Source organism: Pseudomonas carassii, assembly GCF_036324045.1.
In the GTDB taxonomy this organism is placed as follows: Bacteria; Pseudomonadota; Gammaproteobacteria; order Pseudomonadales; family Pseudomonadaceae; genus Aquipseudomonas; species Aquipseudomonas peradeniyensis.
In genome coordinates this window covers 18,994-33,135 of record NZ_JAZDCT010000048.1, presented here as the reverse complement: position 1 = coordinate 33,135, position 14,142 = coordinate 18,994, and the positions used below count along the sequence as shown (strand labels likewise).

Annotated in this window: 13 protein-coding genes; 9 read left to right on the top strand and 4 right to left on the bottom strand. The window is 65.7% G+C overall.

Going from position 1 to position 14,142, the window contains the following annotated elements; all coding sequences use genetic code 11:
• Positions 1–62: 62 nt before the first annotated feature.
• The 4 genes from V0R62_RS24755 to V0R62_RS24740 form a co-directional block, all read right to left on the bottom strand.
• Entirely contained in the window at positions 63–350 is a 288-nt protein-coding gene (locus tag V0R62_RS24755; protein ID WP_198744902.1) for a YceK/YidQ family lipoprotein, read from the bottom strand.
• Complete coding sequence (ubiX, locus tag V0R62_RS24750) at positions 347–976, bottom strand: flavin prenyltransferase UbiX (RefSeq protein ID WP_062575312.1); 630 nt, start codon at positions 974–976, stop codon at positions 347–349. Before ubiX ends, V0R62_RS24755 begins: the two co-directional genes overlap by 4 nt.
• Complete coding sequence (gene mpl, locus V0R62_RS24745; protein WP_050707141.1) at positions 973–2,322, bottom strand: UDP-N-acetylmuramate:L-alanyl-gamma-D-glutamyl-meso-diaminopimelate ligase; 1,350 nt, start codon at positions 2,320–2,322, stop codon at positions 973–975. The genes ubiX and mpl overlap by 4 nt, the downstream gene beginning before the upstream one ends.
• Before the next feature lie 66 nt (positions 2,323–2,388).
• Positions 2,389–4,365: a sigma-54-dependent Fis family transcriptional regulator gene (locus V0R62_RS24740; RefSeq protein ID WP_330105578.1), complete on the bottom strand. Its 1,977-nt coding sequence runs from the start codon at positions 4,363–4,365 to the stop codon at positions 2,389–2,391.
• A gap of 267 nt (positions 4,366–4,632) precedes the next feature.
• Here V0R62_RS24740 and exaC point away from each other — a divergent pair, with 267 nt between their 5' ends.
• The 9 genes from exaC (at position 4,633) to V0R62_RS24695 (ending at position 13,994) form a co-directional block, all read left to right on the top strand.
• Entirely contained in the window at positions 4,633–6,153 is a 1,521-nt protein-coding gene (exaC, locus tag V0R62_RS24735) for an acetaldehyde dehydrogenase ExaC (protein WP_028690370.1), read from the top strand.
• Between the two features lie 218 nt (positions 6,154–6,371).
• On the top strand, positions 6,372–7,820 hold the full coding sequence (gene eat / locus V0R62_RS24730; protein WP_330105577.1) for an ethanolamine permease: 1,449 nt from the start codon (positions 6,372–6,374) through the stop codon (positions 7,818–7,820).
• 49 nt (positions 7,821–7,869) lie between these two features.
• Positions 7,870–9,264 carry an ethanolamine ammonia-lyase subunit EutB gene (locus V0R62_RS24725; RefSeq protein WP_330105576.1) on the top strand — a complete coding sequence of 465 codons (1,395 nt, stop codon included), beginning with the start codon at positions 7,870–7,872 and terminating at the stop codon, positions 9,262–9,264.
• Positions 9,265–9,272: 8 nt separating this feature from the next.
• Complete coding sequence (gene eutC / locus V0R62_RS24720; RefSeq protein WP_330105575.1) at positions 9,273–10,091, top strand: ethanolamine ammonia-lyase subunit EutC; 819 nt, start codon at positions 9,273–9,275, stop codon at positions 10,089–10,091.
• Positions 10,092–10,198: 107 nt separating this feature from the next.
• Entirely contained in the window at positions 10,199–10,657 is a 459-nt protein-coding gene (locus V0R62_RS24715) for a GNAT family N-acetyltransferase (protein ID WP_028690317.1), read from the top strand.
• A gap of 351 nt (positions 10,658–11,008) precedes the next feature.
• On the top strand, positions 11,009–11,656 hold the full coding sequence (locus tag V0R62_RS24710) for a DedA family protein (RefSeq protein ID WP_050707161.1): 648 nt from the start codon (positions 11,009–11,011) through the stop codon (positions 11,654–11,656).
• Between the two features lie 7 nt (positions 11,657–11,663).
• Positions 11,664–12,479 carry a M90 family metallopeptidase gene (locus tag V0R62_RS24705; RefSeq protein WP_330105574.1) on the top strand — a complete coding sequence of 272 codons (816 nt, stop codon included), beginning with the start codon at positions 11,664–11,666 and terminating at the stop codon, positions 12,477–12,479.
• A 91-nt stretch (positions 12,480–12,570) separates the two neighbouring features.
• Positions 12,571–13,098: an inorganic diphosphatase gene (gene ppa / locus V0R62_RS24700; protein ID WP_050707147.1), complete on the top strand. Its 528-nt coding sequence runs from the start codon at positions 12,571–12,573 to the stop codon at positions 13,096–13,098.
• A 197-nt stretch (positions 13,099–13,295) separates the two neighbouring features.
• Positions 13,296–13,994 carry a LexA family transcriptional regulator gene (locus tag V0R62_RS24695; protein WP_330105573.1) on the top strand — a complete coding sequence of 233 codons (699 nt, stop codon included), beginning with the start codon at positions 13,296–13,298 and terminating at the stop codon, positions 13,992–13,994.
• Positions 13,995–14,142: the final 148 nt, after the last annotated feature.

Here is a 14,142-nt window from a genome sequence, read left to right as displayed (position 1 = left end):
CCTCATCGGGGGGAACGACGCAGGGGCGAACCGCCGCTGCGACTTGCCCCGCGATTGCTTTGTTACAGGCCGCCCGTGGCGTTGAAGCCCACCCCCGCCGCCGTCAACAACGACAACGGCAGCAGCACGGTATCCAGCAACGCGCTCCCCGGCAGGTCCAGCCCCGGATAGGCCGGCGCCTCGGCGCCAAAGCGATCCTCGGGGCAACAACCGCCATTGATCACGTACAGGTCAAGCCGCGTCCCGGCATACACCACCGGCGCCCCCGGTTTGTTGGCATCGAGGGTGCGCACCGTCGCGCAACCACCGAGCTGAGCCAGTATCACCAGCCCCGCCAGCACCCGCTTCAATCATCGACCCCGTAGTGATGCTCGCCCCAGCGCGGCAGCATGTCCTGCGGGATGTTCAGCAGGTTGAGGATGCGCGCCACGACGAAATCGACCAGGTCGTCGATGCTCTGCGGCTGGTGGTAGAACCCCGGTGCCGCCGGCAGGATCACCGCGCCCATCTGCGACAGCTTGAGCATGTTCTCCAGGTGGATGGTGGAGAACGGCGCCTCGCGCGGCACCAGGATCAGTTGCCGACGCTCCTTGAGGGTCACGTCGGCGGCGCGCTCGATCAGGTTGTTGCAGGCGCCCGTGGCGATCGCCGAGAGGGTGCCGGTGGAACAAGGCACCACCACCATCGCCGCCGGTGCGCCGGAGCCAGAGGCCACCGGCGACATCCAGTCTTCCTTGCCGTACACCCGGATCTGCCCGTCGGCCGCGCCGGTGTACTCGGTGAGGAACGCCTGCATGGCCTGGGGTTTGGCCGGCAACAGCACGTCGGTCTCGGTGGCCATCACCAGCTGGGCGGCCTTGGAGACGAGGAAGTGCACCTCGCGGTCCTCGCGCACCAGGCAGTCGAGCAGACGCAGGCCATACTGCGCCCCGGAGGCGCCGGTCATGGCCAGGGTGATGCGTTCCGGCCCGCTCACTTCAGCGCCTCGGCCAGTTTGCCGTGCAGGCCGCCGAAGCCGCCGTTGCTCATGATCACCACATGGGTGCCCGGGCGGGCCTGGCCCTTGATACGCTCGATGATGGCTTCGAGGCTGTCGGCCACCACGCTCGGCACCTTGCACTGCGCGGCGGTGCCCGCCAGGTCCCAGCCCAGGTTGGGCGGGGCGTACCAGATCACCTGGTCGGCGTCGTTGACGCTTTCCGGCAGGCCATCGCGGTGGGCACCGAGCTTCATGGAGTTGGAGCGCGGCTCGATCACCGCGATCACCGGCGCCTCGCCGACGCGCTTGCGCAGGCCGTCGAGGGTGGTGGCGATGGCGGTCGGGTGGTGGGCGAAGTCGTCATAGATGGTCACACCCTGCACTTCGGCGACCTTCTCCATGCGCCGCTTGACGCTCTTGAACGCGCTCAGGCCTTCGATGCCCATGGCCGGCGCCACGCCGACATGACGAGCGGCGGCCAAGGTAGCCAGGGCGTTGGCGACGTTGTGCTGACCGGTCAGCGCCCAATCGACGACACCCTGCGCCTCACCGTCGAACAGCACCTCGAAGCGCGAACCGTCGGCGCTGAGCAAGCGCGCCTGCCATTGCCCGCCTTCGCCGGTGGTCTGCACCGGGGTCCAGCAGCCCATGCCGATGACCCGCTCCAGCGCCTGCTCGGTGGTCGGGTGGATGACCAGGCCTTCGCTGGGGATGGTGCGCACCAGATGGTGGAACTGCCGTTCGATGGACGCCAGGTCCGGGAAGATGTCCGCGTGGTCGAACTCGAGGTTGTTGAGGATCGCGGTGCGCGGGTGGTAGTGGACGAACTTGGAGCGCTTGTCGAAGAAGGCGCTGTCGTATTCGTCGGCCTCGACCACGAAGAACGGCGTGCCGCCCAGGCGCGCCGACACCGAGAAGTTCTGCGGCACGCCGCCGATCAGGAAGCCCGGGCTCATGCCGGCATGCTCCAGGACCCAGGCCAGCATGCTGCTGGTGGTGGTCTTGCCATGGGTACCTGCTACCGCCAGGACCCAACGCCCCTGCAGCACATGGTCGGCCAGCCACTGCGGGCCGGACACATAGGGCAGGCCCTTGTTCAGCACGTACTCCACCGCCGGGTTGCCCCGCGACATGGCGTTGCCGATCACCACCAGGTCAGGTGCCGGCTCCAACTGGGCCGGGTCGTAGCCTTGGGTCAACTCGATGCCCTGGGCCTCGAGCTGGGTGCTCATCGGGGGATAGACATTGGCGTCGGAGCCGGTGACGCGGTGGCCCAGTTCCTTGGCCAGCACGGCCAGCGAACCCATGAAAGTGCCGCAAATACCGAGAATATGAATGTGCATGATCGACCTCGCAAAACGTCGAGGCAGGGTAGCCCAGGGCGAGGGAAATCGCACTCGCTGTTTCGTTCAACCGGCCCTGGCTATGCCGTGTTTGCGCAGTTTTCGATACAAGGTATTGCGGCTGACGCCCAACTGCTCGGCGACGCGGGTCAGGTGCCAGCGGTTTGCCTCCAGTACGGCGAGCAGCGCATCGCGCTCGGCGTGTAGGAGCGGCCTTGTGCCGCGAAAGGGCTGCGCAGCAGCCCCGGCGATTTCAGCGGCATGGTCAGGATCCTGGGGCCGCTCTGCGGCCCTTTCGCGGCACAAGGCCGCTCCTACAGAAGGCGCGCCATTGCGAACAATTGCCGGGAGATCGGAAAACACGATATGCGCGCCTTCGCATAACGCCACCAACGTACGCAGCACATTCCTCATCTGCCGCACGTTACCCGGCCAGGTGAAGTCCAGAAGCGCCTGGCGGGCGGCCGGGTCGAGAGCGATGGCCTGGCCCTCGGCCTCCTGCGCCAGCAGGAAGTCGAGCAACTGCGCCTTGTCGCTGCGTTCGCGCAATGCCGGCAGGGGTACTTCCAGGCCATTGAGACGGTAATAGAGGTCTTCGCGGAACCCGCCCTGCTCCACCCGTTCCAGCAGGTCACGGTGGGTGGCGCTGACGATTCGTACATCCACCGCCTGCGGCTCGCCACCGATGGGCACCACCTGGCGCTCCTCGAGCACCCGCAGCAGGCGGGTCTGCAGCGCCAGCGGCATGTCGCCGATCTCGTCCAGCAGCAAGGTGCCGCCATCGGCCTGCAACAGCTTGCCGCGCATGCCCTCCTTGCGCGCACCGGTGAAGCTGCCGCCGCGATAGCCGAACAGCTCGCTTTCGATCAGGCTCTCGGGAATCGACGCACAGTTGATTGCTACGAACGGCTTGTGCCGGCGCGAGCTGGCCTGGTGCACGGCCTGAGCGAAGGCCTCCTTGCCGCAGCCGGTCTCGCCGCGCAGCAGCAGGGGCACGTCGCGCTCGAACACCCGCAGGGCACGACGGAAGTCCTCGCGCAGGGCCGGATCGAGCAGGCAGATGCCGGGGTCACTGGTCTGGGGCAAGGCCACCGGCACCGACCACACCGGCGTCCGGGCCTGGCCACGCAGGCTGGCGAACACCTGGCGACCATCGCGGGTATGCAGCGGCCAGGCGCTGTTGCCCTGGGGCGTGGCGCGACTGAACAGCTCGTCGTGACTGCAGGCGAAGAACCTGTCCAGGGGCTTGCCCAGCACGCCGCCACGGATGGTGCCCAGCAGGTTCAAGGCGCTCTGGTTGGCGGCGCAGATCCGCCCGTCGCCATCGACGGCCAGCAACCCTTCGCTGAACAGGCCGACCGACTCCGCCTGCAGGTGGAAGCGCAGCAGCCACTGCTGCTCGAAATGGCGCAGGAAATAGCAGCTTTCGATCATCTTCGCCGACAGGTTGACCAGGGCCATGGTGTGGAACTGGCTCTGGCGCGACACGTCCGGCCGCGCCGAGGACACGTCGAGCACCGCCAGCAGCTCGCCGTGGGGGTCGAACACCGGGCTGGCCGAGCAGGTCAGCCCGGTATGGCGGCCACGGAAGTGCTCGTCCTGGTGAATGGTCAGGGCCTGGCGCTCGACCAGGCAGGTGCCGATGCCGTTGGTGCCCTCGCGGGCTTCGCTCCAGTCGGCGCCAAGCCACAGCCCGGCGCGCTCGAAGATGCGCCGCTCGCCGGGGGCGGTGACGCAGTTGAGGATCACCCCGCGGGCGTCGGTCAGCAACACCGCGTGCCCGCTGCCGGAAAGCTGCTGGTGCAGGCTGTTCATCTCGTTGTCGGCGATCTGCAGTACCTGGTGCAGGCGCTCGCGGCTCTCCAGCAGGCGGCCATGCTCAAGCACCACCGGGGCCTGGGCCCGTGCCGGGTCGAGGTGGTAGTCCTCGAGGCAGCGCAGCCAGGAGCGGGCGATCGACGGGTCGCTGCCCGGCCCGCTGGCCTGGCCGTGGGCGACCGTGAGCACTTGCTGGGCATGGCGGCTGAACGGGTTGCTCTGCATTTGTAGTTGTTCTCCGCAGATAGAGCGTGTCGCCAGCATCCTCCAGGCGGGAACGCTTTGCAATGGTGCACTGACCCTGCGGTCACGGGCTGTGTCGCAAACGGTACAAAGTGTCACCCAGGCCGTGCCGGCCCTGGCACAGGGCTATGCCAGCCACGGGGCGATCTTGATCCAAGTCATTGATACACAAGGACCTCCAGGCGCTGGCCCGACCTTTGCTCTACGCTTGGAAACTCCGCAACAATCACAACGACCAGGAGACACACCATGCGTTACGCACATCCCGGTACCGAGGGCGCGAAGGTTTCCTTCAAGAGCCGCTACGGCAACTACATCGGTGGTGAGTTCGTTCCTCCGGTAAAGGGTGAGTACTTCACCAACACCTCGCCGGTGAACGGCCAGCCGATCGCCGAGTTCCCCCGTTCCGGCGCCGAAGACATCGAAAAAGCCCTCGACGCCGCCCATGCCGCCGCCGACGCCTGGGGCCGCACCTCGGTGCAGGACCGCTCCAACGTCCTGCTGCGCATCGCCGACCGCATCGAGCAGAACCTCGAACTGCTGGCCATCACCGAGACCTGGGACAACGGCAAGCCGATCCGCGAAACCCTCAACGCCGACATCCCGCTGGCAGTCGATCACTTCCGCTACTTCGCCGGCTGCATCCGCGCCCAGGAAGGCGGCGCCGCCGAGATCAACGAAACCACCGTGGCCTACCACATCCACGAGCCACTGGGTGTGGTCGGGCAGATCATCCCGTGGAACTTCCCGCTGCTGATGGCCGCCTGGAAGCTGGCCCCGGCCCTGGCCGCCGGCAACTGCGTGGTGCTAAAGCCCGCCGAGCAGACCCCGCTGGGCATCACCGTGCTGCTGGAACTGATCGGCGACCTGCTGCCCAAAGGCGTGCTCAACGTGGTGCAAGGCTATGGCCGCGAGGCCGGTGAAGCCCTGGCCACCAGCAAGCGCATCGCCAAGATCGCCTTCACCGGCTCCACCCCGGTCGGCGCGCACATCATGAAATGCGCGGCCGAGAACATCATCCCGTCCACCGTCGAGCTGGGCGGCAAGTCGCCCAACGTGTATTTCGAGGACATCATGCAGGCCGAGCCTGCCTTCATCGACAAGGCCGCCGAAGGCATGGTGCTGGCGTTCTTCAACCAGGGCGAGGTGTGCACCTGCCCGTCGCGCGCCCTGGTGCAGGAGTCGATCTACCCGCAGTTCATGGAAGTGGTGATGAAGAAGGTCCTGCAGATCAAGCGCGGCGACCCGCTGGACACCGACACCATGGTCGGCGCCCAGGCATCCCAGCAGCAGTTCGAGAAGATCCAGTCGTACCTGAAGATTGCCCAGGAAGAAGGCGCCGAGCTGCTGACCGGCGGCAAGGTGGAGCAACTCGAAGGCGCGCTGGCCAGCGGCTACTACATCCAGCCGACCCTGCTCAAGGGCAACAACAAGATGCGCGTGTTCCAGGAAGAGATCTTCGGCCCGGTGGTCAGCGTCACCACCTTCAAGGACGAAGCCGAGGCCCTGGCCATCGCCAACGACACCGAGTTCGGCCTCGGTGCCGGCGTGTGGACCCGCGACATCAACCGCGCCTACCGCATGGGCCGCGGCATCAAGGCCGGCCGCGTATGGACCAACTGCTACCACCTGTACCCGGCGCATGCCGCGTTCGGTGGCTACAAGAAGTCCGGCGTCGGCCGTGAAACCCACAAGATGATGCTCGACCACTACCAGCAGACCAAGAACCTGCTGGTGAGCTACGACATCAACCCGCTGGGCTTCTTCTAATAAACAGGCCCCAGGGGCTGCTGCGCAGCCCTTTCCGGCCGGTCCGGCGCCCCGGCGAGGCCGCTCCTACAGAAACAACGCGATCCCATGTAGGAGCGGCCTTGTGCCGCGAAAAGGCCGCAAAGCGGCCCCAAAGGCTCTGGCTCGCTTCCTGCAGTAAAAATCACCAAGGGCCGGCAGTCCCTCCGGCAACCTAAGAAAAACAACAGGTGAACCCTATGCCAAGCGATCATTCCGGCAGCGCGCCGGCGAGTTCCTCCGTCGACTTCGAAAAAGTCGGATCGGACTATTTCCAGCAACGTGAACTGAAAAAAGGCGCCGCCGGCTGGGTCCTGCTGGTGGGCCTGGGCGTGGCCTACGTGATCTCCGGCGACTACGCCGGCTGGAACTTCGGCCTGGCCCAGGGCGGCTGGGGCGGCATGTTCCTCGCCACCCTGCTGATGGCCACCATGTACCTGTGCATGTGCTTCTCCCTGGCGGAACTGTCGTCGATGATCCCCACTGCCGGCGGCGGCTACGGCTTCGCCCGCAGCGCTTTCGGCCCCTGGGGCGGCTTCCTCACCGGCACGGCGATCCTCATCGAGTACGCCATCGCCCCCGCGGCCATCGCCGTGTTCATCGGCGCCTACTGCCAGTCGCTGTTCGGCATCGGCGGCTGGATGATCTACCTGGCCTTCTACATCGTGTTCATCGGCATCCACATCTTCGGGGTGGGCGAGGCGCTGAAGCTGATGTTCATCATCACCGCCATCGCCGCCATCGCCCTGGCGGTGTTCCTGATCGGCATGGTGCCCCATTTCGATGCAGCCAACCTGTTCGACATCGCCAAGACCGACGCCGTGGGTGCCAGCAGCTTCCTGCCGTTCGGCTACGTCGGCGTGTGGGCGGCGATTCCCTACGCGATCTGGTTCTTCCTCGCGGTCGAGGGCGTGCCGCTGGCCGCCGAAGAGACCAAGAACCCGAAACGCGACCTGCCCCGCGGCCTGATCGGCGCAATGCTGGTGCTGCTGGCCTTCGCCCTGCTGATCCTGGTGGTCGGCCCCGGCGGCGCCGGCTCCGAAGCCCTGAAAGCCTCGGGCAACCCGCTGGTCGAGGCACTGTCCAAGGCCTACGGCGGCTCCACCTGGATGGGCGGTTTCGTCAACCTGGTGGGCCTGGCCGGCCTGATCGCCAGCTTCTTCTCGATCATCTACGCCTATTCGCGGCAGATCTTCGCCCTTTCCCGTGCCGGCTACTTGCCGCGCAAGCTGTCGGAAACCAACAAGAGCAAGGCCCCGGTGCTGGCCCTGGTGATCCCCGGCATCATCGGCTTCGCCCTGTCGCTGACCGGCCAGGGCGACCTGCTGATCCTGGTGGCGGTGTTCGGCGCGACGCTGTCCTACGTGCTGATGATGGCCGCGCACATCACCCTGCGCATCCGTCGCCCGAAAATGGAGCGCCCGTACCGCACCCCCGGCGGCATCTTCACCTCGGGCGTGGCCCTGGTGCTGGCCTGCATCGCCGTGGTCGCCGGGTTCCTGGTCGATCCGCGGGTGGTGATTGGCGCTGCGGTGATCTATGCAGTATTAATTGCCTACTTTGCTTTCTACAGCCGTCACCACTTGGTGGCCGGTACCCCGGAAGAGGAATTCGCCGCGATCCAGAAGGCCGAAGAGGCCCTGCACTGATCGCCGACTTGCGCCGCAGGCCAGGCCTGCGGCGCCCTGGAGATTCTGTATGGCAAGTTTCACGCATACGGTGGGCCACCAGGTCTACCGCTTCGACAGCCTCAAAGAGGTAATGGCCAAGGCCAGCCCGGCGCGTTCGGGCGACTACCTGGCGGGGGTCGCCGCCAGCAACGACGGCGAGCGGGTGGCGGCGCAGATGGCCCTGGCCAACATCCCGCTCAAGCACTTCCTCAACGAGGCGCTGATTCCCTATGAACAGGACGAGGTCACCCGCCTGATCGTCGACACCCACGACCAGCAAGCTTTCGCTCCGGTCAGTCATCTGACCGTCGGCGGCCTGCGCGACTGGCTGCTCAGCGAGCAAGCCGACGAGCACAGCCTGCGCGCCCTGGCGCCGGGCCTGACGCCGGAAATGGCGGCGGCGGTTTCGAAGATCATGCGCGTGCAGGACCTGGTGCTGGTGGCGCAGAAGATCCGCGTGGTCACCGCCTTTCGCGGCACCATGGGGCTGCGCGGGCGGCTGTCGACGCGCCTGCAGCCCAACCATCCGACCGACGAGCCGGCCGGCATCGCCGCGAGCATCCTCGACGGCCTGCTGTACGGCAACGGCGACGCCATGATCGGCATCAACCCGGCCACCGACAGCATCGCCTCGATCTGCGCGCTGCTGGAGATGCTCGACGCGATCATCCAGCGCTACGACATCCCCACCCAGTCCTGCGTGCTGACCCACGTCACCACCTCGATCGAGGCGATCAACCGTGGCGTGCCGCTGGACCTGGTGTTCCAGTCCATCGCCGGCACTGAGGCGGCCAACGCCGGCTTTGGCATCAACCTCAACGTGCTCCAGGAAGGCTACGAGGCGGGCCTGTCGCTCAAGCGCGGCACGCTCGGGCAGAACCTGATGTACTTCGAGACCGGTCAGGGCAGCGCGCTGTCGGCCAACGCCCACCACGGCGTCGACCAGCAGACCTGCGAGACCCGCGCCTACGCCGTGGCCCGCCACTTCAAGCCGTTCCTGGTCAACACCGTGGTCGGCTTCATCGGCCCGGAATACCTGTACAACGGCAAGCAGATCATCCGCGCCGGCCTCGAGGACCATTTCTGCGGCAAGCTGCTGGGCGTGCCGATGGGCTGCGACATCTGCTACACCAACCACGCCGAAGCCGACCAGGACGACATGGACACCCTGCTGACCCTGCTGGGCGTGGCCGGGATCAACTTCATCATGGGCATCCCCGGCTCCGACGACATCATGCTCAACTACCAGACCACCTCGTTCCACGACGCGCTCTACGCGCGCCAGACCCTGGGCCTGAAGCCCGGGCCGGAATTCGAGGCGTGGCTGGAGCGCACCGGCATCTTCACCCAGGCCGACGGCCGCATCCGTTTCGGCGACAACCTGCCACCGGCCTTCCGTCAGGCCCTGGCACAGCTGGCCTAGAGGTGACCATGGAACGACACGCCCCCACCCCGGACAATCCCTGGCTGGCCCTGCGCAACCTCACCCCGGCGCGCATCGCCCTCGGCCGCACCGGCATCAGCCTGCCGACCGGCGCCCAGTTGGACTTCCAGTTCGCCCACGCCCAGGCCCGCGATGCCGTGCACCTGCCGTTCGACCACGTCGGCCTGCGCCAGCAGCTCGGCGACCGCGGCCGCGACAGCCTGCTGCTGCACAGCGCCGCCAGCGACCGCCACCAGTACCTGCAACGCCCGGACCTTGGCCGGCGCCTGCACCAGGACTCGGCCCAGCGCCTGCGCGAGCATGCCCAGGCCAACCCCGGCGGCGTAGATCTGGCGATCGTCGTCGCCGACGGTCTGTCGGCGCTGGCCGTGCACCGCCACACCCTGCCCTTCCTGAGCCGTTTCGAGGAGCAGGCCGCCGCCGATGGCTGGACCAGCGCCCCGGTGATCCTGGTGGAGCAAGGCCGGGTCGCGGTGGCCGACGAAGTCGGCGAGCTGCTTGGCGCACGCATGACAGTCATGTTGATCGGCGAACGCCCGGGCCTGAGTTCCCCCGACAGCCTTGGGCTGTACTTCACCTATGCGCCCAAGGTCGGCCTGACCGACGCCTACCGCAACTGCATTTCCAACGTGCGTCTGGAAGGCCTGAGCTATGGCATGGCCGCCCACCGCCTGCTGTACCTGATGCGCGAAGCGTGCCGACGCCAGTTGTCGGGGGTGAATCTGAAGGACGAAGCAGAGGTCCATAGTATCGACAGTGAAGAATCCGCCGGAAAAAGTGGAAACTTCCTGCTCGGTGAAGGGTAAACAACATGTCACGGAAGGCGGATTGCGCTTCTGGCCTGCATTAGGCAGCATGCCAGAGGACGCTGCAGGCAATCCGCCGTACCCCCAATGGACTCAGAGGCCCGCCCATGCGCATCATCCAGGCAACCTTGGAACACCTCGACCTGCTCACCCCGCTGTTCGTGAAATACCGTGAGTTCTATGGGCAACTGCCTTACCCGGACAGTTCGCGGGCCTTTCTCGAGAAGCGCCTCAAGCGCAAGGAGTCGATCATCTACCTGGCCCTGCCGGATGACGGTGACGACCGCCTGCTGGGCTTCTGCCAGCTGTACCCGAGCTTCTCCTCGCTGTCGCTCAAGCGCGTGTGGATCCTCAACGACATCTACGTGGCCGAGGACTCACGACGCATGCTGGTGGCCGACAACCTGATGCGCGAAGCCAAGAAGATGGCCAAGCAATCCAACGCCGTGCGCATGCGCGTGTCCACCAGTAGCGACAACGAAGTGGCGCGCAAGACCTATGAATCCATGGGTTTTCGCAAGGACACCGAGTTCGAGAACTATATCTTGCCGATCAGTCAGGATTGATGCCTGGCGCTCTTGTGCTCTCTGTAGGAGCGGCCTTGTGTCGCGATGGGCTGCGCAGCAGCCCCGGCGATTTTGCATGATGTCGACATTTTGGGGGCCGCTGCGCGCCCCATCGCGACACAAGGCCGCTCCTACAGGAACCGCGTTACAACAGACTCTCCCTTTGCAAGCCCAATTACTCCGTCGTAACGCTCCGCTACAAACTCTCCGGGCACAATCCGGACTTCGCCGTATAATCCCCCTCCTGTCATGTGCGAAAAGTTACCCGCCTAGCCGGTAAACCGTCCCCAACCATGGCGCTGTCCGTCATCGCGCGCCCGTAGAAGCGGGTCAAGAACACAGGTGCTGTACATGGATTTCAACCCGCTGGACCTCATCCTGCATCTCGATGCCTACCTCGATCTGCTGGTCAACAACTACGGTCCCTGGATCTACGCCATCCTCTTCGCCGTGATCTTCTGCGAGACGGGCCTGGTAGTCATGCCGTTCCTGCCGGGCGACTCGCTGCTGTTCATCGCCGGCGCCGTGGCCGCCGGCGGCGGCATGGACCCGGTGCTGCTGGCTGGCCTGCTGATGGCCGCGGCGATCCTCGGCGACAGCACCAACTACGTGATCGGACGCACGGCGGGCGAACGCCTGTTCCGCAATCCCAAGTCAAAGATCTTCCGCCAGGACTACCTGCAGCGTACCCACGAGTTCTACGAGCGCCACGGCGGCAAGACCGTCACCCTGGCGCGCTTCCTGCCGATCCTGCGCACCTTCGCGCCGTTCGTCGCCGGTATCGCCCACATGCACTACCCGCGCTTCCTGGCCTTCAGCGTGGCCGGTTCGCTGCTCTGGGTGGGCGGCCTGGTGACCCTGGGCTACTTCTTCGGCAACGTGCCGTTCATCAAGCAACACCTGTCGCTGATGGTCGTCGGCATCATCATCCTGTCGCTGGTGCCGATGATCCTCGGCCTGCTGCGCGGTCGCTTCGGCCGCACGGCCAAGGCCCACTGACCGGCGCATGTGGTCGTTCAGCGCCTGGCGCCGCCGACGCACCCTGGCCCGTTATCCAGTCGACCCGCACATGTGGCAGGTGATCCGCGATCGCCTGCCGCTGCTTGACGGCATCAGCGACGAGGAAGACCGCTGGCTGCGTGAGGCCAGCGTGCTGTTCCTGCACGACAAGCACCTGACCACCCTGCCGGGCGTCGAGCTGGACGACGAGCAGCGCCTGTTCCTCGCCGCCCAGGCCCAATTGCCGCTGCTGCACCTGGGCGAACTGAACTGGTACCAGGGCTTCCACGAGATCATCCTCTACCCCGACGACTTCAAGAGTCCCCAGCGCCACCGCGACGCCAGCGGCGTTGAACATGTCTGGGACGCCGAACACAGCGGTGAGGCCTGGCAGCAGGGCCCGGTGATCCTGGCCTGGCCCGGGGTACTGGCCAGCGGCGGCTGGGAGGCCTACAACCTGGTGATCCACGAACTGGCGCACAAGCTGGACATGCTCAACGGTGATGCCAACGGCCTGCCGCCACTGCACCACGGCATGCATGTCGAGGACTGGGCCCAGGCCATGCAGCAGGCCTATGACGAGATGAATCGCCAGCTCGATGCCAACCCGGACGCCGAAACGGCCATCGACCCCTACGCCGCGGAAAACCCGGCCGAATTCTTCGCCGTCACCAGCGAATACTTCTTCAGTGCCCCCGATCTGCTGCACCAGGCCTGGCCACAGGTCTACCAGCAACTGGCGCTGTTCTACCGCCAGGACCCGCTCGAGCGTCTGACGCGCCTGCAGGCCGAGCACCCGGACTACCGGGAAAGCCACGCCTGAGCGCCCGCACATCAGGCCGGGCGTGGCACCCGCTGTGGGAATGTGCCTATAATCGCGCCACTTTTTTGATCAAACACGGGGGCATTGCCCAATGAGCTACAGCAAGATTCCAGCCGGCAAAGACCTGCCGAACGACATCTACGTCGCCATCGAAATCCCGGCCAACCACGCGCCGATCAAGTACGAGATCGACAAGGACAGCGATGCCCTGTTCGTCGACCGTTTCATGGCCACCCCGATGTTCTACCCGGCCAACTACGGCTACATCCCCAACACCCTGGCCGACGACGGTGATCCGCTGGACGTGCTGGTCGTGACCCCGTACCCGGTCGCTCCAGGCGCAGTGATCCGCGCCCGTCCGGTCGGCGTGCTGAACATGACCGACGACGGCGGCGGCGACGCCAAGGTCATCGCCGTACCGCACGACAAGCTGAGCCAGCTGTACGTCGACGTGAAGGAATACACCGACCTGCCAGCCCTGCTGATCCAGCAGATCGAGCACTTCTTCGCGAACTACAAGGATCTCGAGAAGGGCAAGTGGGTCAAGATCGAAGGCTGGGAAGGCGCCGACGCCGCCCGCGCCGCGATCACCAAGTCGGTCGCTGCCTACAAGGGCTGAGCCTGACACAAGAAAAGCCCTGCTTCGGCAGGGCTTTTTTATGGGCGCTCGCCAAGGGGAATCGCCCTTTGAACACGCATAAAGAGACACCTCTCACGCGATCCTAGGCATTGCCCTACAAACCGCTACGTTTCCTACAAATTCCCTCGACATCGGGTTGATTTCCACACCGTTCGATGGCCTATAGACTCGGCACCATGAAAACATCCGGTGACCGTCTCAAAGCCCTCCTGCTGGAGTGCAACCTGACCCCCTCCGACTTTGCCGCCCAGCGCAAGGTCTCCCCGCAGCACGTCAACAACTGGTTCAAGCGCGGCGTGCCCCAGGCTCGACTCGATGAAATCGCCGACCTGTTCTGCGTGCGCAGGCGCTGGCTGCGCAGTGGCGAGGGACCGAAACATCCGACGCCGCTGCCCCCCGCATCATCAGCGGCGCCAAACCTGGCCCTGCCGCCACCGCTGCAGGCCCTGGACACGGACCTGGTCCACCTGCCCCTGCACCAGGTACGAGATGGCAGGCTTCTGGCGCTGCCAGGGCACTACCAGCCGATACCCCGGCGAGCGCTGGAATGCGTGCAGGTCAACGCGGAAAAAGCCATCTGCCTCGGCATGCCGGGCAACAACATGACCCCGCTGCTGCCTCAGGGTGCCTTGCTGGCCATCGACCGCAGCTGCACCCGGGTAGTCGAAGGCGAATGCTACGCACTGCTGCACAATGGCCGCCTGCGGGTGCAGCACCTCACCCTCGGCCACAACGGCACGCTGTGCCTGCACAGCCATGACCGTCTCAACCACCCCAGCGAACGCTATACGGCCTATCAGCGCCGGGTGCAGAACGTGGAAATCCTAGGCTGGGTGTTCTGGTGGTCGAGCCTGCGCCCGACACGCCCCGGCTGAAGCAATTGACACCACTTTTTGCTGGGCATGTGCCGCACACACGGGTATGCTACGCCGCACATCATGCCCCCTGATGGTGCAAGCCGCATTCCAGAGGGCCTGGCGACGCCTCACACAGCCGTCCGCCATCTTTTTCAGGCCATGTTGC

Bases quoted from the DNA above. Each gene is read 5' to 3' on its own strand.
- mpl (WP_050707141.1), bottom strand. From the start codon at position 2,322: ATGCACATTCATATTCTCGGTATTTGCGGCACTTTCATGGGTTCGCTG.
- V0R62_RS24740 (WP_330105578.1), bottom strand. From the start codon at position 4,365: ATGCAGAGCAACCCGTTCAGCCGCCATGCCCAGCAAGTGCTCACGGTC.
- exaC (WP_028690370.1), top strand. From the start codon at position 4,633: ATGCGTTACGCACATCCCGGTACCGAGGGCGCGAAGGTTTCCTTCAAG.
- eat (WP_330105577.1), top strand. From the start codon at position 6,372: ATGCCAAGCGATCATTCCGGCAGCGCGCCGGCGAGTTCCTCCGTCGAC.
- V0R62_RS24725 (WP_330105576.1), top strand. From the start codon at position 7,870: ATGGCAAGTTTCACGCATACGGTGGGCCACCAGGTCTACCGCTTCGAC.
- eutC (WP_330105575.1), top strand. From the start codon at position 9,273: ATGGAACGACACGCCCCCACCCCGGACAATCCCTGGCTGGCCCTGCGC.
- V0R62_RS24715 (WP_028690317.1), top strand. From the start codon at position 10,199: ATGCGCATCATCCAGGCAACCTTGGAACACCTCGACCTGCTCACCCCG.
- V0R62_RS24710 (WP_050707161.1), top strand. From the start codon at position 11,009: ATGGATTTCAACCCGCTGGACCTCATCCTGCATCTCGATGCCTACCTC.
- V0R62_RS24705 (WP_330105574.1), top strand. From the start codon at position 11,664: ATGTGGTCGTTCAGCGCCTGGCGCCGCCGACGCACCCTGGCCCGTTAT.
- ppa (WP_050707147.1), top strand. From the start codon at position 12,571: ATGAGCTACAGCAAGATTCCAGCCGGCAAAGACCTGCCGAACGACATC.
- V0R62_RS24695 (WP_330105573.1), top strand. From the start codon at position 13,296: ATGAAAACATCCGGTGACCGTCTCAAAGCCCTCCTGCTGGAGTGCAAC.